23 protein-coding genes and 1 tRNA gene are annotated in these 19,825 nt (G+C 60.5%); 6 read left to right on the top strand and 18 right to left on the bottom strand.

The annotated features are described in order from the left end of the window. Positions 1 to 780 precede the first annotated feature (780 nt). Together erm and DCC25_RS11895 are read left to right on the top strand one after the other, a co-directional pair. Positions 781 to 1,599 carry a 23S ribosomal RNA methyltransferase Erm gene (gene erm / locus DCC25_RS05860; RefSeq protein ID WP_110101069.1) on the top strand — a complete coding sequence of 273 codons (819 nt, stop codon included), beginning with the start codon at positions 781 to 783 and terminating at the stop codon, positions 1,597 to 1,599. Continuing rightward, the gene (locus DCC25_RS11895) at positions 1,518 to 2,024 is read left to right on the top strand and encodes a helix-turn-helix transcriptional regulator (RefSeq protein ID WP_110100982.1); all 507 of its coding nucleotides are present in this window, start codon (positions 1,518 to 1,520) and stop codon (positions 2,022 to 2,024) included. The genes erm and DCC25_RS11895 overlap by 82 nt, the downstream gene beginning before the upstream one ends. Here DCC25_RS11895 and DCC25_RS11440 read toward each other — a convergent pair. From DCC25_RS11440 to DCC25_RS05835, 5 genes are all read right to left on the bottom strand, one after another. Further along, entirely contained in the window at positions 1,945 to 2,301 is a 357-nt protein-coding gene (locus DCC25_RS11440) for a hypothetical protein (protein ID WP_199445889.1), read from the bottom strand. The genes DCC25_RS11895 and DCC25_RS11440 overlap by 80 nt on opposite strands. A gap of 31 nt (positions 2,302 to 2,332) precedes the next feature. After that, on the bottom strand, positions 2,333 to 3,193 hold the full coding sequence (locus tag DCC25_RS05850; protein ID WP_110100981.1) for a phosphotransferase family protein: 861 nt from the start codon (positions 3,191 to 3,193) through the stop codon (positions 2,333 to 2,335). Then, positions 3,181 to 3,876, bottom strand: coding sequence for a hypothetical protein (locus DCC25_RS05845; protein ID WP_146206420.1), 696 nt, complete (start codon positions 3,874 to 3,876; stop codon positions 3,181 to 3,183). Before DCC25_RS05845 ends, DCC25_RS05850 begins: the two co-directional genes overlap by 13 nt. A 5-nt stretch (positions 3,877 to 3,881) precedes the next feature. Further along, positions 3,882 to 4,244 (bottom strand): hypothetical protein, encoded by a 363-nt coding sequence (locus tag DCC25_RS05840; RefSeq protein ID WP_146206419.1) that lies wholly within the window; start codon positions 4,242 to 4,244, stop codon positions 3,882 to 3,884. A gap of 923 nt (positions 4,245 to 5,167) precedes the next feature. After that, positions 5,168 to 5,755, bottom strand: a complete 588-nt coding sequence (locus DCC25_RS05835) for a hypothetical protein (RefSeq protein WP_146206418.1) — start codon at positions 5,753 to 5,755, stop codon at positions 5,168 to 5,170. 101 nt (positions 5,756 to 5,856) lie between these two features. On the opposite strand from DCC25_RS05835, the gene DCC25_RS05830 reads away from it, so the two are divergent. The 4 genes from DCC25_RS05830 (at position 5,857) to DCC25_RS11435 (ending at position 7,355) form a co-directional block, all read left to right on the top strand. Further along, on the top strand, positions 5,857 to 6,210 hold the full coding sequence (locus DCC25_RS05830; RefSeq protein ID WP_110100977.1) for a DUF3224 domain-containing protein: 354 nt from the start codon (positions 5,857 to 5,859) through the stop codon (positions 6,208 to 6,210). Further along, entirely contained in the window at positions 6,207 to 6,365 is a 159-nt protein-coding gene (locus DCC25_RS11770; protein WP_110100976.1) for a DUF1697 domain-containing protein, read from the top strand. The genes DCC25_RS05830 and DCC25_RS11770 overlap by 4 nt, the downstream gene beginning before the upstream one ends. Next, positions 6,352 to 6,738: a DUF1697 domain-containing protein gene (locus DCC25_RS05820; RefSeq protein WP_158524739.1), complete on the top strand. Its 387-nt coding sequence runs from the start codon at positions 6,352 to 6,354 to the stop codon at positions 6,736 to 6,738. Before DCC25_RS11770 ends, DCC25_RS05820 begins: the two co-directional genes overlap by 14 nt. Before the next feature lie 185 nt (positions 6,739 to 6,923). Continuing rightward, the gene (locus DCC25_RS11435; protein WP_199445883.1) at positions 6,924 to 7,355 is read left to right on the top strand and encodes a hypothetical protein; all 432 of its coding nucleotides are present in this window, start codon (positions 6,924 to 6,926) and stop codon (positions 7,353 to 7,355) included. 206 nt (positions 7,356 to 7,561) lie between these two features. On the opposite strand, the gene DCC25_RS11430 is transcribed toward DCC25_RS11435, so the two are convergent. From DCC25_RS11430 to DCC25_RS05760, 13 genes are all read right to left on the bottom strand, one after another. Beyond that, entirely contained in the window at positions 7,562 to 7,717 is a 156-nt protein-coding gene (locus DCC25_RS11430) for a hypothetical protein (RefSeq protein ID WP_199445882.1), read from the bottom strand. Positions 7,718 to 7,751: 34 nt separating this feature from the next. Next, positions 7,752 to 7,824 (bottom strand) — tRNA-Ala (locus DCC25_RS05815). 76 nt (positions 7,825 to 7,900) lie between these two features. Continuing rightward, the gene (locus DCC25_RS05810; RefSeq protein ID WP_158524738.1) at positions 7,901 to 8,548 is read right to left on the bottom strand and encodes a histidine phosphatase family protein; all 648 of its coding nucleotides are present in this window, start codon (positions 8,546 to 8,548) and stop codon (positions 7,901 to 7,903) included. Between the two features lie 20 nt (positions 8,549 to 8,568). Then, entirely contained in the window at positions 8,569 to 8,958 is a 390-nt protein-coding gene (rsfS, locus tag DCC25_RS05805; RefSeq protein ID WP_110100974.1) for a ribosome silencing factor, read from the bottom strand. A 32-nt stretch (positions 8,959 to 8,990) separates the two neighbouring features. Next, a complete protein-coding gene (locus tag DCC25_RS05800) occupies positions 8,991 to 10,331 on the bottom strand; it encodes a hypothetical protein (protein WP_110099774.1) in 1,341 nt (446 codons plus the stop codon). Beyond that, a complete protein-coding gene (nadD, locus tag DCC25_RS05795) occupies positions 10,328 to 11,020 on the bottom strand; it encodes a nicotinate-nucleotide adenylyltransferase (protein ID WP_110099810.1) in 693 nt (230 codons plus the stop codon). Before nadD ends, DCC25_RS05800 begins: the two co-directional genes overlap by 4 nt. 114 nt (positions 11,021 to 11,134) lie before the next feature. Beyond that, positions 11,135 to 11,356 (bottom strand): hypothetical protein, encoded by a 222-nt coding sequence (locus DCC25_RS05790; RefSeq protein ID WP_110099775.1) that lies wholly within the window; start codon positions 11,354 to 11,356, stop codon positions 11,135 to 11,137. Positions 11,357 to 11,423: 67 nt separating this feature from the next. Beyond that, positions 11,424 to 12,719, bottom strand: coding sequence for a glutamate-5-semialdehyde dehydrogenase (locus DCC25_RS05785; RefSeq protein ID WP_110099776.1), 1,296 nt, complete (start codon positions 12,717 to 12,719; stop codon positions 11,424 to 11,426). A 31-nt stretch (positions 12,720 to 12,750) separates the two neighbouring features. Continuing rightward, a complete protein-coding gene (gene proB / locus DCC25_RS05780) occupies positions 12,751 to 13,923 on the bottom strand; it encodes a glutamate 5-kinase (RefSeq protein ID WP_110100973.1) in 1,173 nt (390 codons plus the stop codon). Between the two features lie 55 nt (positions 13,924 to 13,978). Further along, a complete protein-coding gene (obgE, locus tag DCC25_RS05775) occupies positions 13,979 to 15,541 on the bottom strand; it encodes a GTPase ObgE (RefSeq protein ID WP_110100972.1) in 1,563 nt (520 codons plus the stop codon). Between the two features lie 144 nt (positions 15,542 to 15,685). Continuing rightward, on the bottom strand, positions 15,686 to 15,946 hold the full coding sequence (gene rpmA, locus DCC25_RS05770) for a 50S ribosomal protein L27 (RefSeq protein ID WP_110099779.1): 261 nt from the start codon (positions 15,944 to 15,946) through the stop codon (positions 15,686 to 15,688). 34 nt (positions 15,947 to 15,980) lie between these two features. After that, complete coding sequence (rplU, locus tag DCC25_RS05765) at positions 15,981 to 16,289, bottom strand: 50S ribosomal protein L21 (protein WP_110099780.1); 309 nt, start codon at positions 16,287 to 16,289, stop codon at positions 15,981 to 15,983. Between the two features lie 236 nt (positions 16,290 to 16,525). After that, entirely contained in the window at positions 16,526 to 19,222 is a 2,697-nt protein-coding gene (locus tag DCC25_RS05760; protein ID WP_110101067.1) for an Rne/Rng family ribonuclease, read from the bottom strand. Between the last annotated feature and the right edge of the window lie 603 nt (positions 19,223 to 19,825).

Genomic DNA, 19,825 nt, shown 5'->3' with positions numbered 1-19,825 from the left:
TGAACTGATCATTTGGAGTCAAAGCACCGAGATTTCCGATATCAGCGATAACGGGGACCAACTGGACCGGTCAATCTGTGGTATTTGTCAGCATCTCCATGCCCTTCGAAGATCCATCCAGCGTCGACTCAGCATCCCGGCTGTACACCGGGTCGGATAGGCCTGCCCCGACCGCAGTCCATGAGCGTGTCCCCCAGACGCTGAAGTTGTCCCTCGATACCTGCGCTCCCCGGGCACGTAGACCATATCCCCAAACAGTCATGCCACAACCGAGCCAGCCCGCCCCCGAGCAGGCTACCCACTTCGGCGAAACAACGAGGTAGGAACACCGAGCACCCATTGGTCGTTGCCGTCGGTCGCGATGGGGCGTGGCAGAAATTTCGAGCCGACATCTGCCCACATTATCCGCTCCTCAAACAGGCGCGTCGAAAGCGTTCCACCATCGGCCGCTACGGCGCCTAGCAACCTTATCGAGATCTCTCACGGAGCTGACCTCGATAGTGCAGAGCACCTGTGGTCGCAGAGGCGCATGGATTCGTGATGGCCCGCGATGATACGCATCTGCGCATCTTTGATGCATGGACGGGCTATGGGGTCGTCGAGTGACGGTGGGTCACCTACACTAGTTGGCATGTTGTTTTACGGCACTGCTTCACTGCGTCTGCGCCGCCGCTAACGGCGGCGAGCACACTCCCCGTTGTTGCTCCTGCCTCCGGAGAAATCACCCGGCCGGGCGGTTTATTCATCGTGCCCGGTTCCACAACCACCACGGAGCAAACAGTGCCTACCTATCACGGTGGCCGTCATGAGTACGGCCAAAACTTCCTTACTGACCCATCAATCATCGCCACGATAACCCGACTCGTGGCAGCGACCAAAGGCCCGATTATCGAGATCGGCCCCGGTGATGGAGCCCTCACCACGCCACTGGCCCAGCTGGGGCGAGCGGTCACTGTCGTCGAGATCGACCCTCAGCTCGCAAAGCGCTTGGCAGACCGTCTCCCGTCACATGTGGAGGTCATTAATGACGACTTCCTGGCCTACCGGCTTCCGCCATCTGCGCAGGTGATCGTCGGCAACCTGCCATTTCACCAGACCACCGCCATACTGCGACGCATGCTGCACGCCCCAGCATGGAATGAGGCGATCCTGCTCGTACAATGGGAGGTTGCCCGCCGCAGAGCGGGCGTTGGTGGTGCCACAATGATGACCGCACAATGGGCGCCGTGGTTCGAGTTCAGGCTACACAGTCGTGTTCCCGCTCGCGCGTTCACCCCACGTCCGAGCGTGGACGGTGGAATCCTCACCATCCAACGTCGCGAACACCCGTTGTTGTCCCCGGCACACAGACGTCAGTTCCGCGCCTTGGTCCACCGTGTCTACACCGGACCTGGACGCGGGATCGCCCAAGTTCTGGCACGCAACACGACGCTCGGCTCACTGCAGACAGTTAAAGCGTGGCTAACACGCCACCAGGTGAGTGCCACTGACCTGCCGAAAGACCTGCCGGTCCCGGTATGGGTGGACCTGTTCAAAACCGCACGCTCCTCGCCACCGCGTCACCGCACACCGTCCTCTTCCACAAGGCGACGCCGATGAGTATCAGACCCTTGCGACGACCCTTAGCTGAGGAGAATGCAGCAAGCCATGCCGACCCGACTGAGACAGCCACACATCGGGTAGCACGCCTCCTCTGTCAAGATCCCGCCCAGGACTGGCGACTTCGTGACCTCGCCGACCTTGTGCACCTATCGATCTCGCAGCTGGGCAGGGCCTTCAGCCAGCGCTTTGGAATGTCGCCCATTCAGTACCTGTCTCACGTTCGAGCCCACCGTCTTGCTGAGCTCTTGGTGACGACTGACCTTCCGATCGGTGTCGCTATGGCACAAGTTGGGTGGCATAGCCGTGGCCACGCGGCACGTCAGTTCACCGCGATTGTTGGGGTCAGCCCATCCGCGTATCGACGCGCCGCAACCCAGCGAGCAGACCTAACATGCCCGTGCTGCGGACAGTGCCGGGAATGATCCCGGTGACACCCACACAGTATCCGAGCTCCGGCGGTGCCAATAGACCGGTTGCTGGCATGGCCAGTCGGGTGCCGGCTTGGGCACGCGTTTGACAGATGCGCGGAACGCTACCTTGCGTTCCGGAGCATCCTTGACCCGTTGGGACATCCCACCGTCGTGATCTTGCCTGCGCTGTGTGGTCGAGGATGCTCGAGACCTCACCGCTGTCACCTGCGAAGCGGACCTCAACGACGACGTGAGCATCTTTGACGAGCTCGCGGAGGTTAGGTGCCACAACAGTCCCCGCTGACGGCAAGTCCCCTCAGTCATGATGCGCTACCAAATGTATGGTCGAACGCTCTCCAGGCGTTGTCGAGATACGGTCTGCGCGATAGCGGATCTCTGAGACCGAAGACGACGTCCTCAAGCCATCTGCACCGGGCGTGGAAGCGGATGCGATGTAGCTCGTCTTCAGTCAGAGGCCCGTTCAACGCTTCCCCAATGTGACTGGCCGCCTCAGGCCCCAGGTCCCGGTAGATGGATCCAATGTCACGGGCAGGGTCGGTGAGCGCCACATCGGTCCAATCGATGATGCCAGTCACTGTTCCGTGGTCATCGACGAGAATGTGTTCGGCCCCCAGATCGTTGTGCTGTGCGATAAGGAGCGACCGTGTCGGCGGGGGCGGCTCGTCCAGGAACGCGCGAATGAGACGTCCCTGCCCCGCACTTAGGTGACCACGCACCGCCCGGTAGCTACGCACAGCGTCCTGATGCCAGGCGTGATATGGATACCGATCAGCCGGCAGTTGCGAAGCCGGCAGAAACCGGCGGAAGGCCGATAACGCATCGATGATGGCCTGCCGAACCTCCGTCGAGTCCCGCTTTCGTCGACGAAGCAGTGGCGTGCCACGAAGTCTCCGGTAGGCAAACGTGCCGAGTTCGGCCTCATAAAACACTGGTATCGGGATTGGGGCCGAGGTGACGCGCGCGAGCGTATCGAGCAGGTGCACTTCGCGGTTGAGGGCTTCGTGGTCAGCCGAACACCGCACGATATAGTCCCCGACAGCGATGGTCGTGTTCTCTGCTCCGCAGGCGAGGAGGACTGGCTCGTCGTTGGGCGACCAGAGTTCATGCATTTTTCCCAGCTCCGCCAGGCGGGCGCGGTCCTTGGGGGTCACTGCGGACATCGCGGTCGCGCCGTCGCGTCCTGCCTACGCCGAGAGACGTCGAAGACCCACCAGAGGGTTTGCGCCAACAGCACCGTTCCTCCACCGAGGAGCGCAACCCGCACCAATTGCGGGTGCCAGGCAGTACCGATCCCGATCAGCACTGCGATCAAACCCGAAATGACCACGGCTATCAGCATCACGATCTTCGGAAGCGCATCTCGGCGAGTTGCCGTCCGAGTAGCGAGGTATACGAGCTCGCCCCCTTGCAACAGCCCGATGACCACAACTGCGCCGAGAGCGAAGACGAGCACCGCGAGTGGGACCCGGTGAGCGTGAGCAACGAGCACGAAAGCAATCGTCGCGGCGACTAGCGCGACTGCATCGATGCCTGCCGCGCCCATCCTCCACCCCATCCCGTCGCGCTGCAGCTGTCGCTTTCGGGGTACAAAGTCCCACGCCCGAGCGGTGTACCAGCGCCCGGCCGCGATGCCGATAGCGTAGGTCGTTAGCGCTGCCAGGAGGGCCGGGATTAGGTTGTTATTAAGTAGCCAGATCACAGATCCGAGTGCAACCGCCACGAGGATTGAGCCCAGGCGTGCGAACCACCATCCGCGGATGTAAACAGCTCGTGCCTGCCCGATATGTATCGGATGCAACAGCTGTCTTTCAGCCGGAACAGGGAGCTGGATTTGTTCTTTCATGTCGTTCATTCCATCCTCCAAGGGGAATGGTCCAGGTAGTCCTTGTCCGCCTCGGGTTTGGCAAGCTCGTAGACTTTTTGCCGAGCCACGCCGATCGCTCCAGCGACCGTGACGGCGCTAAATTCCTCGAGCATTGCCTCCACACAGACAGACCGAATGCTTGCAGCCCGTGCGACAAGGTGGGACATCAGTGCGCTGATCTCCGCTGCGAGAAGAGCGACCGCTCGTGGGCCACCGAACTCGTCTGCGCACCGGTCATCGTCTGAGGTGGCAGCCGCATAAAGACGGTCACCAGCATCGCGCAGGTGCGATTCAACATCGTCGGGTCGAACGCCTGTGGCACGAAACCGTTCGACAACCTTGTCCATAACGTGTTGTCCTTCCCTCTGCCGGTGCGCCAATACGCGCACCCACTCGGCTCCGAAAGCGTCATCCGGAGTCTTGTCACCCCTGGGGTTACTCCTCATGCCTGTTAGCATGGCAGGTCGTCATTGTCCCCGTCAACCCTGGGGTGAAAAAGCGGCGCGGCAGGTACTGATGTCCCTATTGGTGCAGAGCTACACGCAGACCTCGAGCCTTGCGCGTCCGAGGTGGTGGTACATCCCTGCGTTCCCGGCAGCATGGGACGCTTGGTGATGTGATCGAGCGGAGTGGCGTCACCCGCTCATCACCGTCAGGAATCCGTCACCGTGGTCGACACGAGCAAGATTCGAGAGCCATGAGCACGCAGACGATGCGAAATCGGTGCGGGACGACGAGCGTCGTCGCCCGTCCGTAGCGGGTCGAGCTCGGAAGCGTCGAACTCAGCCTTCCTCCCAGCGTGGTGCCCTTCGTTCGGTGGCCTGCGATGAGGTATCTGTCACGTCGGCGCTGTGGGGCCCAGTTGACCGAAAGCATACAGAGCTGCGGAATCACAGGGAGGCGTGAGGGCTCAAGGTGTTCGCTGGCGAAATCCAGAAGCCTCCGCAATAGTCGCGGAGGTTCGCGGGGAACTCCCGACACCGGAAACACGCTGGTCTCAGTCGCCGAGTCTCCAATCTGTACCTGACTCGAGAGACCACCAAGGACCAAGGGGCTCATGCAAGAGCGACGACCGGTGTGAGGCTTCATCAGGTGCCACTTGACCACCGCAAAGCCCGCAAAGTCCATGCGACGGAGCGCGGGGTGCGAGACAACGAGGCTCGAAGCCGAGACGGTCAGGTCCTGGAGTCCGCGCAAGACTGCGGTCCCGCCCTTCTCACCGTGATCAGTGCCCGGCTCCACACCGTGAAAAACGCCGCCAAACGTGGGATCAATCCCAGCCGAGAACAAGGACGAGGAGTCCACATATACGAAAAGTCACACGATCTAACCGGAACGATGTCGTGGGAGATGACAACGTGGACCTAACAGAAGGCTCGTCGAAACTCGCTCCCACGCCGGCAACACTCAATTCCCCCGGCGCGGTGATCGATACGATAAATATGCTGTCCGGTCGCATGTAGCCATAGCTCTTACCTATCCCCACCACCTGGGTGGCCTGCGCATCGTGGCGGTCATGTTTGATCTTGGTAGCCATGCTCGGGGATGACTCTATGACCAGATCCGAGGCAAACGCGCCTAGCTCGACCTCGATGCCTGACCATTCGCCGTTGGGTAGTTCCATCACCGCATCAACCTCCTCGAGATCCGTCTGAGAAGCATGCCCCGATAACAACCTGTCACCGGACTCATCTTTAGGTAGAATCAGAGTTGTTAACGAGATAGGGACGACACTCTGCAAGGGCAGATCCCACGTCACGAAATCTGCGTTCATCCGACTTTCAGCGACTTCTACCAGCTCGTCGTCACTACCGCCGACGGCGGCCCACACGGCATGATGTGTGCTAGCTTCCAGCACGAGAGTGCGACTACCGAGACTTTCAGCCCCCGAACCTGAGCCCAGACGAACCCCTTCGCAATCGGCGTTCCGTCATCACCACCATTGCAAGAGGAGTAACCATGGCCACCCTTCGCGGACCCTTCGAAGTCACCACAGACAGCGAGGCCCCGTTCCACGACCAAGACGGGGTGGTGTTGAATCGCAACACCGTGTACAAGACCTGCTCAGGGCCTGTCACCGGAACCTCCGAGGCTCAGATGATTGCAGTGCGCACCCCTGACCGCCAGTCAGCCGGATATATTGCGCTCGAGCTGTTCACCGACACGACCGATGGCAAGCACGGCTCATTTGTCATGGCGCACAACGGGATCCTCACCGCCGGCGAGCCAGAACTGTCCATCGTGATCATTCCCGGATCCCGCACTGGTGAGCTGACTGGAATTCTCGGCACGCTCGAAGACGAGCTCGCATGACCCGCTGGCTTGCGATGCCACGTGGCATCAACGTCGGTAAGTCCAACCGAGTTCCGATGGCTGAATTGCGGACCACGCTCGCAGGTGCTGGGTTCGAGGCAGTCGTGACCATCGGCCAAAGTGGCAACGTCATTGTCACGGGTGGCGACTCCTGAGGAGGGGGTCTGCACCTCGATCCGTGGTGCGATGAGCGGCGGTTTCGGTGTGGATGTGCCTCTTCTGGTGCGCTCGGCTGACGAGATCCGCGAAGTCTTGGACGCGAACCCGCTCAAAGAGATCGCCAACGATGCCTCGAAATATCTGGCCGTCTTTCTGTCGAAGGCTCCCTCACCGGCGCAAGTGGCCGAACTCGAAGTCGAGGATTTCCACCCCGAGGTGGTCAAGCTCAGTGGCCGAACGGCTTTTGTCTGGACCCCGAACGGCGTCAAGGACATGCGCGCCTCTTCTACAGCCCTGGAGCAGCGCTTCGGAGTTGTCGCGACCGCTCGCAGCTGGAACACGCTACAGAAGATCGCGGCAGCGTTCTGAACAACTGGTCAGGGGGCCGGAAAACGTAAGGTTGCTTCTCAGCCTCTGACTTCGTCCGAAGCGGTCCTACGCGGAGGTAGGCTTGCGATACGTACGCAGGACGAGCAGTGCGACACCCGCCACAGGGGTTGCATCGCCCCCGGTACTCCCGTACTGGTTGAGCGAGGGGCGAGACCGGGATACTCATGGACAGCATCGTGGACTTCGTGGTCGCGTTCTACTCGCTGAACCTAGCCCAAGAAATCCCCCGCGACATGACCCGGAGGACCACTATCGGTGGCACCCCCCACCAAAGCACCCCTGGGCTACCTCACCGCCCGCACCGTAGGCGACTGGTCCCCACCGCACCTGGCCAAGGGAACTCACAGCCCGCCAAAACAGTCACCACTAACGGGCCGCCAAAGACCAACCCCTCCTACCAGGGCACCGTCACCTTCCGTAGCGTCACCGACGACGGCACCCACCAGCCCCTCGTCGACGCCACGACCTCGGTGTGTGTCCACGCCAACCTCGACGCCAACAACACCCGTGGCGAACAATCCCAGAAGTATCACCACTACCGCAAAGGCACCCTGTTCTACACCCGTGGCGCCAAGCTCATGATCAAACGCCCCTAGGACAAGACCGGGAACCGCTACGAGTAGTTCCACGGCTCCGCGATCCTCGCCGCACACGCCGAAGCTGAGACGGAACACGCCTACCAGCACAACTCCGTGAGCCAAACCCAGGCCACGCAAGCCCGGGCGGACCGCAACGACGTCTTCGACAAACGCCCAACTTAACGCCTGGAGCTGATCCCAACCCACTACACCGACACCCGATCTCACTCGGCCATTTCACCGACCTCCTGCCCGACCTCGGTGACCTCTACAACAAGTGCGAACCAGCCGAACGACGCATCTTCAACCGCGCCCTGTTTACCCGCATCACCATCGACGCCCCGGCCGAAGTCACCGCAGAAACAAAACTGCCCCGCCATCAGGCGGGGCAAGTTCCGATTTTCTCATCTTACGTGGAGGTAAGGGGACTCGAACCCCTGACCTTCTCCATGCCATGGAGACGCGCTACCAGCTGCGCCATACCCCCGTAGTGAGTAGTTGCAACCTCTCGGAAGCAACTTCTCTACTATACAACCGCATCTTTTAATTGTGCAAATCGGCGGTTAAACGTTCGCATCGATGAGCTGAAATTCTCGGGACGCCCCGGGTGTATAGGTCAAGATGTGGGCTCGACAGTTGTCGAGCCGGGGGATGCTACCGTAGTGAGAATCGGGTTGTCCCAACAGTACATGAGTCGCGGCCCGTAAGGTGTTGCCGTGCGCGACAAACAGCACAGTAGCCGATGCTCCATTATGGCCCAGCTTCGGTAAGACCCCACTCAGCGTTTCCCGGATTGCTTGGGCGCTGCGAGTGCCGGATTCTTTGGGTGTTTCGCCCTGGACCGGCCCGCAATTGATATCGGGCCTGCGCCATTGAGCAAATTCTTCTGGCCACTGGGTAGCAATCTCGGAGAAGTAGAGTGATTCCCACTGTCCCCCGGCCGTTTCGGCCAGACGCGCGTCCACGGTGACAATCTGCGAGACTGGACGACGTACTCCACGAGCCTGCAACACATACTCCGCCGTGGTCCGTGCCCGCATGAGTGGAGAACTCCGCACGGCCAGGAAATCGGTCCCGAGCCACCGTTCGGCTGCTTCTTTCGCCTGGACGACTCCGGTCTCATTGAGAGGCACGTCGGTTTGCCCTTGATATCGTTCACGAGCATTCCATTCCGTTTGACCATGTCGTAGCAAAACAACGCGGAATGTCATGGGACGTGCTCTTCTCCGGTCTAGTCCAGCTCGCTGTCGTGTTCGGGGCGTGCCACATCTAGCTCGATCTGCGGTGCTTCTGCCCATAAGCGGTCCAGGGCAAACAGTTCACGTTCTTCACGGTGTTGGATGTGAACGACAAAATGGCCATAGTCCAGCAGTATCCAGCGGGCTTCTTCAGTGCCTTCACGCCGGATTGGTTTCAGATCTTCCTGCTGCCGCAGGGCATCTTCAATCTCTTCGGTGAGTGCTTTTACCTGGCGTTCTGAGCTGGCACTGACGAATAAGAAGGCATCGGTAATTCCCAGGCGCGCGGCCACGTCAACAGCGGAGATATGCTCCCCCTGTTTGCTATCGGCCGCCTGGGCGGCAACGTTGAGTGCTGTCAGGGTGGTCTCGGGAACGCTCACTAAGCTCCTTAGCAGGTTGAGATCGTCGTTACTTAGAAAAACAGCAGAACCAGGCCGATAATCAAGGTGGCCACACCGATTATTAATACCACGGTAGACCACATCATCATTCTCCGCTCAGCAGCAGCGGAATCGCGGGTATCCAGGGGGTCCAGCCCGTGGGCAGAGCCAGCACCGACGGGGTTCTTCTTGACTTTCGCCGGCGCTGGCACCGGTTCGCTCGCCGACGTGGCGGTGGTACGGGAACGGGGTGCTGGACGGTCCTGAGTGGCAGGTTCCACCACCGATTGGGTTGCTGTGGCCTTGGCCTGGAGCTCATCGTTTATTTTCGGCGGTGCGGTGTCCTCGGTGACAGCTGGCAACCCGGTATGTGACGTCCACTCTTCATCGGAGATCACCTGACTCTGGGCGCGCTGATTAATCTCGCCCATTCGTTTGGCCAGATCTTGTTGCCGTTGTAACAGGCGCGGATCAATCCGGTTGGGGTTCGTTTCACCGATCCGGGCGATCTCCTCAGAGACATGCTGAATTTCGCGCTGAAGTTCGGCACGCTCATCCTCGATCGGTTGGGTCAACCCAATTCCGGTGATCTCGGTGGTGGCAGTGGAGGAATACTCGTGAAACGACTGCACTGCTTGAGGTTCTGCCGGGTGGTCTTCGACGGTTTGTGGTGCCTCAGCCCGGCGCGGATGCTGTTGCGGGCGTTCTTGGGCGGCCACATCGTCAGCGTCGGGACTGAAAATATTCGAAGACTCTGCCTCGGCGTAGGCTTGGACACGCTCTGCTCGCGCCTGTCGTCGGGACCGTGGGGTGGTGTCCTGCGATGGTGCGGGGCTTGGCTGAGGTTGCTGAGAGATGACCGGGATACCACCGGTGGCGGTGGCGTCTGCATCGGCACGACGGTGACGCCGGGGAGTCGCCGGCGGGGTGCGTTCGGCACTGGGCGCACGACGAACTGGCTCGGGTTGTCCCGTCACGTCAGTTCGCCGGAAACTCTCGGTGACCTGATCAACAGGAGCTGACCGCGCTGAGTGCGCTGCGGTTCGGTGGTGCTGTGGAACGGTGGTGTGCCTCGGCGCATCGGGTACCGCTTGCGGATCAGCGTGTTGTCCGGGATGGCCCGGAACACTTCCGCGCTGAGTATCGGCGACGCGGTGTCCTGCGGATCGATATTCCTGCTGGATCCGAGGAACCCGACCAGAGACCATCGACGGAGCATCCGTGGGTGAATCCGCAGCCCGACGCGCGCGACGGGGCTGGTTGTTTTGTTCGCTTCGTCCGGTCTGCTCAACCGCAGTGCCCTCGAAGATGGCCCGTTCACGGCGACGACGTAGCTCACGACGGGACAGCGGGCGTGATGACTCGTTGCTCACGAGATCACCTCCTGATCAGTCGCGTTGGTCGGGTCCATGTGTCTGACGACCGCTGGGCGAAGCGGGTCTGTAGCGGCCTCTTCGGTGTCTTCGCTCAGGTATAAACCGTACTTGGCGATATATTGTACGACTCCGTCTGGAACCAGGTACCACACCGGCTTGCCGGCTCTGACCCGGGCCCGACAGTCCGTGGAGGAAATAGCCATGGCCGGAATGGACATCAGCGAAATGTCATCGCGCCCAAAGTCATCGAGGGCATGACCGGGCCGGGAGACACCGACAAAATGCGCTTTACCCCACAAATTCTCCACGTTTTTCCAGGACATGATGCTTTCCATCGCATCCGCACCGGTGATGAAATAGAGCTCGGCATCGGGCCGCAAGGCGTGGAGGTCATCGAGGGTATCGGCGGTGTAGGTCGGCCCGGGACGGTCAATATCCACCCGTGAGACGGAGAACCGCGGGTTGGCCGCGGTAGCAATAACGGTCATGAGATACCGGTGTTCGGCGGCGGTGACGTCTTTATCGGCCTTCTGCCAGGGACGTCCGGTCGGCACGAAGACGACCTCGTCCAACTCGAATTCGGAGGCAACTTCCGAGGCTGCGACCAAGTGGCCGTGGTGGATGGGGTCGAAGGTACCGCCCATAATGCCCAGACGGGGCCGGCGCTGGGCACCGTTACCTGCCATCTGGGACTGATCAGAGTGAGTCACGACTTAAACTACTTTCACATCCCGGTCCCACCCTGCAACGATCGTGGGTCCGAGACCGGGATGGCGACGGAGAGGTTTCCAGAACGGTCTTTAGTGTCCAGACTGCTCGTCGAAACGCTGGTGTGCGCGATCGCGGGTGACGACCTCGCTGCCCGGGGCCTGGTGACGACGCCGAACGGAGCGTAGGGACATGGTGGCAAACAGCAAGCACATCAGGATCACGAAGACTGCAACCCCGTAAGCCCAGGGTTCAACCGGTAATTCGTTGACAATCTCCGGACCGGAGCCAAGGGTGGTGAGATGTGAGAGCATGGGCGTTCTCTTTCTTATCGCTCAGCGGTGTGCAAAATCATCACCTAGTCTACTCACATTGTTTCCACTACGTTCTGATTTGTCCTTGACCGCGCAGAATCCACTTGGTACTGGTCAGCTCTTCCAGCCCCATGGGCCCGCGGGCGTGGGTCTTTTGGGTGGAGATTCCAATTTCTGCGCCCAGCCCAAATTGCCCACCATCGGTGAACCGTGAGGAGGCGTTGACCATGACCACGGCAGCATCAATGCCAGCGATGAACGTGTCGGCATGGGAGAGGTCGTTGGTGATAATCACTTCGGTGTGGCCGGTCGTGTGAGCTTGGATGTGCTCCATGGCGGTCTGAAGATCATCGACGACGCCCACCGCCATCTCCATGTCAAGGTATTCGGTATCCCAGTCCTGTTCGGTGACCTCCAGCAACATCCCGGCGCTCGGTGAGTCGGTGGCGGCAATGAGTTGCCGAGCTGCATCGTCCAGGTGCAAACGCACCCCGGCTTGGGCCAGGGCGCGCAGCGCCTCACGGCCGGCCTGGACCGCCTCGCGGTGGATCAGCAGGGTTTCGGCCGCATTGCACACGGAGGTGCGGTGGGTTTTCGAATTCAGCACGATGTCGGCGGCCATCTGTGGGTCAGCACTAGCATCCACATAAACGTGCACGTTACCCGCCCCGGTCTCAATGACCGGGACCCGGGCGTTGTCCACCACCGAGCGAATCAGCCCCGCTCCCCCGCGCGGGATCAGCAGATCGACTCCCCCGCGCAATTCCATCATGGCCCTCGCCCCAGCGCGACCGTGCTCGTCCACGGATTGAATGACATCGGGGTCAAAGCCTTGATCAGCCAGGGCAGAGCGCAAGATGGCGATGGTAGCCCGGTTGGTGTGTTCAGCCGCCGATCCACCCCGTAGTAGCACCGCGCTACCGGCTTTGAGCCCAATACCGGAAATATCGACAGTGACGTTCGGCCGGGCCTCATAGATGGCGCCGACCACGCCGATGGGCACCCGGACTTGTTGCATCCGGATCCCGTTGGGAAGGTTACGTCCGCGGACCACCTCACCGACGGGGTCGGGTAACGTGGCCAGCTCGTTGAGCGCGGAGCGCAGTCCGGCCATACGCTGTTCGGTGAGCGTGAGCCGGTCGAGTAGCGCCACCGAGAGACCGTTGTCGGCTCCGGCGCTCAGATCCGCTTGATTGTGGTCCAAAATGTAGCGACGTTGGTCCCAGATTGCCTCACCGAGTGCCTGCAGGGTACGATCTTTGCGAGCTCGTGATGCCGAGGCCAATGTCTGCTGGGCGCGACGGGCCCGCTGAGTCATCTCCCAAACTGCCGCGCGTACCGTGGAGTCCTGCTGTGTGGTCATACAGGCCAGTCTAGCGTCGATGGGATACATCTCACGGGCGGATAGTGAGACCGAAGGAATCGCGGGTGACGGTATCGTCGGTGTGGACCACTGCCCGATCGTATTCAGGCCCGAGTGCCTCCCGTAGCTCCGCGGTGGACTTGCCCAACATCTCGGGTAGCTCATGGGAGGAATAATTGATCAAGCCTCGGGCAACGATGGTGCCGTGCACATCGCAGATTTCGACCGCGTCTCCAGGCTCAAATTCTCCGCGGACGTCGACCACTCCGGCAGGGAGCAAGGAGCGATGCCGCTGGGTGACCGCAATGACCGCCCCGTCGTCGATGAGAATTGATCCTCGAGTCTCGGCCATCAACCCCAACCAGGCCGAGCGAGCGGTTTTGCGTTCACCGCGCACATCAAACCAGGTGCCCACATCCTCGCCGTCCAGTGCCGGGGCTGCCAGTGACGCCGCGGTCAGCAGTGCTGGAATCCCGGACCCAGTGGCGATCGAGGCGGCTTCGACTTTGGTCACCATCCCTCCGGTGCCCACACCGGCAGTGCCGGTGGTGCCAATCGTGACGTCGTGGAGGTCCTCGGCAGAGCGGACACGGGCGATGCGGGTGCTGCCGGGTCGGGTGGGTGGTCCGTCGTAGAGGGCGTCCACGTCGGTCAGGAGCACCAGCAGGTCGGCTTTGACCACATTGGCGACCAGTGCAGCCAGGCGGTCGTTATCGCCAAACCGAATTTCTTGGGTGGCCACCGCGTCGTTTTCGTTAACCACCGGGATCACGCCCAGATGCAAAAGCCGTTGAAGCGAACGGAAAGCATTGTTGTACTGGGTGCGGCGCATCAATTCATCGGCGGTCAGTAACACCTGGGCAACGGTATATCCGTGGCGGTGGCAGGACTGCGCATAGTAGGCCATCAGCTGGCTCTGCCCCACCGCGGCAGTGGCCTGTAGCGTTGCCAGATCCTTGGGTCGTTTATCGAAGTCCAAAACCGGTAACCCGGCAGCGATCGCGCCAGAGGAGACCAGCACCACCTGGGTGCCAGCCTTCCGCAGGGAGGCGATCAACGCGGTGAGCCGGTCTATAGCCTCCAGCGACACACCGGAGGGAGTGGTCAACGATGACGACCCAATTTTGATCACGATCCGACGCGCCTGGGAAATGGTCGAACGGTCAGTGACCGGGTTGTGCGAGACAGGGGTTCGGGTACTCACGCGGGTATCGCCTTCGGTGCTGGATGGATGTGATCTGTGCGGGGCAAGGACCGGATCAGAACTGGTCGTCGTCTTCGTCGGTATGATGCCAGTCGGTCCACAGACCGCAGCGACGTTCCTGTTCCATTTCGGCCTGGGTGGCGGCCCGGGCCGCTTTGCGTTCTGCCCAGTCCTGACGTTTTTCTTCACGGGTCGGACGGTGTCGCTCGTCCATGCGGTAGTCGGAACCCCGTGGACCGGTGAGGTGTTCCGACCCGGTCGAAATCGTCGGCTCCCAGTCGAAGACGACTCCGGTGTCGTCATCACCGATCACCACAGTAGCCCCAGGCACTGCGCCGGCTTTGAACAGTTCTTCTTCAATACCGATTCGCTCTAAGCGGTCGGCCAGATAACCCACGGCCTCATCGTTGGCGAAGTTGGTTTGAGCCACCCAGCGTTCCGGCTTGTCCCCGCGGATACGGAACAGTGGTTTCGCGCTCCGTTCCTCGGCGGTAATCGTAAAGTCTTGGGTACGATCACCCCGACGGCGCCGGGGCGTGATCTGCACAACGGGAGCAGGCTCGGGTTCGGGGGCAACGGCCCGGGCTTGGTTGACTAACTCAGCCATGGCGAATTTCAAGGCGTCCAGGCCTTGGTGGGCAATCGCTGAGATGTCAAAGACCCGCAGTCCGCGACTTTCCAGGTTATCTCGAACCATCTCAGCCATCTCCTGGCCGTCGGGAAGATCCGTCTTATTCAGCGCGACCAACTGCGGACGTTCGTTCAGCGGTTTCATTTGCTCGCCACTGCTACCCTGGACTGGTTTGACCGAATATGCGGCCAGTTCGTGTTCCAGGGCTTCGAAGTCCGAAATCGGGTCGCGGTCAGATTCCAAGCTCGCACAATCCAGCACATGGACCAACGCCGCGCAACGTTCGACGTGACGCAAAAATTCTAGCCCTAAGCCCTTACCCTGACTGGCACCGGGGATCAGACCGGGCACATCGGCGACGGTGAACCGGGTTTCACCGGCTTGAACCACTCCCAGGTTAGGAACCAGTGTGGTGAAAGGATAATCGGCGATTTTCGGTCGTGCAGCCGACAGCGCAGCGATCAGAGAGGATTTCCCTGCCGAGGGGAAACCGACCAGGGCAATATCGGCCACGGATTTCAGCTCCAGCACAACACTACGTTCTTCGCCTGGAATACCGAGCAATGAGAATCCGGGTGCTTTACGTTTTGGTGACGCTAACGCCGCATTGCCCAGCCCCCCGGTGCCACCGGCGGCCACGACGTATTCCATGCCGGGATGCACGAGATCTGCCAACACGTTGCCTTCTTGGTCTTTAACCACCGTGCCAACTGGGACCGGTAGATACAGTGATTCACCGTCTCGACCATCTTTATTCCCTCCCTTACCGGGCTCGCCGTTGGTGGCTGAGCGGTGGGGACCGTGGTGATAGTCAAGCAATGTGGTTTCTTGGGAGTCGGCCACGACCACCACGTCTCCACCGCTACCGCCGTTGCCTCCGTCGGGTCCGCCAAGTGGTTTGTATTTCTCCCGGCGCACCGAGGTTTCCCCGTGGCCACCGTTGCCACCAGTGGCGTGCAAGGTGACATGATCAACGAACTGTGGCATTGGTTTCTCCCTCACGAGTCAGGTGGTCTCAGTCGGTGGCGGTTCGGGGGTTTAGATAGCGCAAGCGGGGGCGGACCCAGGCAGGCCCGCCCCCGCTGGAGCGTTGGTCTATAGTGACAGCTATGCTCTCACGGTGCGCAACGGCTATTCTGTCGTTGCCGGTACCACGTTGATCACGCGGCGACCACGGCGCTGACCGAACTCGACGGAGCCGGATGCCAGAGCGAACAGAGTGTGGTCTTTGCCCAGGCCGACGTTGTTGCCGGGGTGGTACTGGGTGCCGCGCTGGCGAACGAGAATCTCACCAGCGGAGACTGCCTGTCCACCGAAACGCTTGATTCCGAGGTACTGCGGGTTGGAGTCACGACCGTTTTTGGTCGAGCTTGCACCTTTTTTCGTTGACATCTGCTAAATCCTTTTCTTTGACGTCTCGATCGACCTAGGCGATAGAGGTGATCTTGACCTTAGTCTGGTTCTGACGGTGACCCTGACGCTTCTTATAGCCGGTCTTATTCTTGAATTTCTGGATGACGACCTTCTTACCACGGAGGTGTTCCAGAACTTCGGCAGACACCTTAACGTTGTCTAGTTCCTTCTTCTCCGAGGTGACCTTGTCCCCATCCACCACCATCAGTGCGGGCAACTCGATGGAGCTACCGGCCTCAGCGGGAACGCGGTCAAGGGTAACGAGGTCTCCAACGGAAACCTTTTCCTGGCGGCCACCAGCGCGGACAATCGCGTACACCACTTGGGACTCACTTCTCTCGACGTTAGAAAATTGTTCTTTTGCTGTGGCTGAGGCCCGATACGCCACACGGAGGTATTTTGACCTTCTCAGCCTCGACTCGGTGGGTGGACCGGCATGTTTTACGCACACTTAACGCGTAACTTCACAGCACCAAAGCTATACCTTACCTTGTCTGTTACGTGAATTTCAAATGACACACCGGGAAAGATGCGCCACATTTTCGCGTCTGCTGACCGTTATTGCGGTGAGGAAATATCCTCTGCACTCACGCCAACACCCAGCATCACCGCAGCAGCCTCTTTGGTCTCGGTCGATTCCTTCGGGGCCTTGGTACTGGAGGTCGTTGACCGGGCGGTGAACTGCGCGCCGGAATCTGGGGTGGACTCTACCGGGGCGGTCTGGACAGTTTCTGCCCCCACATCCGAGGTCGCCCGCCGCCGGCGTGGTTTCGCGCGCTGAGCCGTGTCGGTTGTTGTCACTGAGCCGGAGGGAGTCGAAGCGTGCTGGCTCTCCTGGGACTCGTGGGCGCGCTGCACATCATCCAGTGCGGAATTGATGTCGTCCAAAATGGACTGTTGCGACTGGACAGCACCGTCCGAGTCTGCCCGACGAGGCTTTCGCCCACGGCGACCTCGAGAGGAATTCTGCTCGCCCTTGCCGCACTGGCCTTCATCCTGTTGGTCGTTGGAGCCCTTCTGTTGCGAGGACCCATTGCTGGCTGCGGCAATGGAGTTCATCGCATTGCGAGTCTGCTCGGCTTTCGCATCCCGCTCGGCCTGTTCTTCACGCTGGTGTTGCTCCTGGTTCGAGGTGTCGTGCTCGTGTGAGGAGTTGTGGTGGTGATGGTCCGAACGGTTCTTGTCGTTCTTGCGGTTCTTGCGTCGCGACCGCGAATCCGAGGCCGAGGAAGAATGGTTGCGGTGTTTGCGAGGTTGCCCGTGGGAGTCGTAGGACACCGATTTCTCCACCGGTTCGTCGTGGACGATAATGCCACGACCGGCGCAGGCCTCACAGGTTTCGGAAAAGACTTCAACCAGTCCAGTCCCCATCCGCTTCCGTGTCATCTGCACCAGGCCCAGCGACGTCACTTCAGCGACTTGGTGCCGGGTCCGGTCACGGCCCAGGCACTCCACCAAACGACGCAACACCAAGTCTCGGTTGGATTCCAAGACCATGTCGATGAAGTCGATGACAATAATGCCACCGATATCGCGCAACCGAAGCTGGCGCACAATCTCTTCGGCCGCTTCCAGATTGTTCTTGGTCACCGTTTCTTCCAGGTTGCCGCCAGAACCGGTGAATTTCCCGGTATTGACGTCAACGACAGTCATCGCTTCGGTGCGGTCAAAGATCAGGGAACCGCCCGACGGCAAATTGACTTTACGATCCAAGGCTTTGTGGAGCTGTTCATCCAGGCGGTGTGAGGCGAACAGGTCCTCACCGTCGTGGTCGTCCGGGTCCCACTTGCTGAGCCGATCCACCAGGTGCGGTGCCACATAGGTTACGTAGGCTTCCACGTTGTCCCAGACCTCATCACCCTGAACCACCATGGCGGTAAAGTCCTCATTGAACACGTCACGGACCACTTTGATCGTCAGGTCCGGTTCAGCATGCAACTGCTCGGGGGCCAGCACCTTCGTGGAAGTGGAGGCGGATTCAATCTCTTCCCACTGCGCCCGCAACCGGTTGATGTCGTTCATCAATTCCTGTTCCGAGGTGCCCTCGGCGGCCGTGCGGACAATCACCCCGGCGTTGTCCGGCATGTGATCTTTCAGGATCTTCTTGAGCCGGGAACGTTCCGTATCGGGGAGCTTACGGGAAATACCGGTCATCGACCCACCCGGAACGTAGACCAAATAGCGACCAGGCAACGAAATCTGGGAGGTCAGCCGGGCACCCTTATGGCCCACCGGGTCCTTGGTGACCTGCACCAGCACCGAGTCACCAGACTTCAGCGCATTCTCGATCTTCTTGGGCTTGCCCTCCAACTGTGCCATATCCCAGTTGACTTCACCGGCATACAGCACCGCATTGCGACCACGCCCGATATCAATAAAGGCCGCTTCCATCGAGGGCAACACGTTCTGGACCTTGCCCAGATAGATATTGCCGATCAACGAGTCTTGGGTGGTGTTGGATACGAAGTGTTCAGCCAGCACACCGTCTTCCAGCACGGCAATTTGGATCCGGTGCTCCCGCTGGCGCACCATCATCGTCCGCTCCACGGACTCCCGACGGGCCAAAAACTCAGCTTCGGTCAACACATTGCCACGACGGCGACGTCCCCGGGCCTGCCGGCGACGCTGACGCTTTGCTTCCAGGCGGGTGGAGCCACGCACCGAGGTGACCTGGTCCGAGCCGGTCCCCGATCCCCCGGCCGGACGCGGTGCACGCACTTTGGTGACGGTGTTCTCCGGGTCATCACCGGTGCCACCGTCAACTTCCAGGTCGGTGGTACCCCGACGACGCTTCCGACGGCGGCGGGCTACCGGCTGATCATCGCCCTGGTCTGCTGGACCGGATGGGCCGGTCTTCTCCGAACCATCTTCAGCACCCGAGCGGTCACCCTGTCCGGGATTCGAACCATCATCACCCTGAGATGACGATTGCTGCTCAGCGTTATTGCGACGACGACCGCGGCGCTTACGGCGTGAGCGACCGGATTTTTCTCCGTGAGAGTCCTTACCGTGTCCGGACCGCTCAGAATCAGAGGACTCTGCATGGCCCCCGTCGTTCTCAGAGTCATCCGCCCGGCGGGTACGAGTTGGAATATCGGAGAGATCAGGGGCGTGAAAGAGCACATCCATCGGGTCGTCGGGAACCTGCAACGACGCCACCTGGTCGTCGGTTCCCTCGTTGCCCTCCGTCTGATTCTCGGTGTTCACTTGTGGTTCGTTGTCAGCTGCCACTGCAGCTCCTTCATTCCTCGGCATCAGCCACACACTGACCGCGAGGCGGTTCGGGTGCCGTGACGGGCGCGTTTCCCCCGATCGTCCGGGGTGCGCCTTGGATGGCACACAAAAAGCTTGGTCTGAACCGGCTCCACCGGGTGAGGTGCCACGGTGAGGCACGGAACCTGTGGCGTCTGGGCGGCGACCGATCTCGTGCTAGCTCAGTCTGTTCTCATCTCCGACGGTCTCCGCGGGATGCCGGTCGGGAACGTCACCCGGGACCGATCCACTTCGCACGATTGAGCTCGTTTCCTCACGTACACTCAACGCGGTTGCGGTTCATCATCGGTGGTCGCGCAAACTATCGCCACAGGACAGCGGTGAGATGGTGTGGACATCTTCCGTGTCGTCTCCCATTGTGGCACAGATTCACCCAGCACGGGGACATTTCCGGCTCTTCGTAATTGAGGGTGTGGATCAGTGATTCCAGGACACGGCGTGGCGCTGCCCGGATAGACGTCGAGGTCTTCCGATGATGGAAGTTCTTACACAGTCCATCCGAAAGACCTCGACGTGTCCAAGCTTACTTTCTCATCTCCTGATCTCACGACGTTCTGCCGGCTCGACTCCCTTGACCTCACGTGC

Source organism: Auritidibacter sp. NML120636 (assembly GCF_003185945.1).
GTDB classification, from domain to species: domain Bacteria; phylum Actinomycetota; class Actinomycetes; order Actinomycetales; family Micrococcaceae; genus Auritidibacter; species Auritidibacter ignavus.
This window is presented reverse-complemented; position numbering and strand designations above follow the sequence as displayed.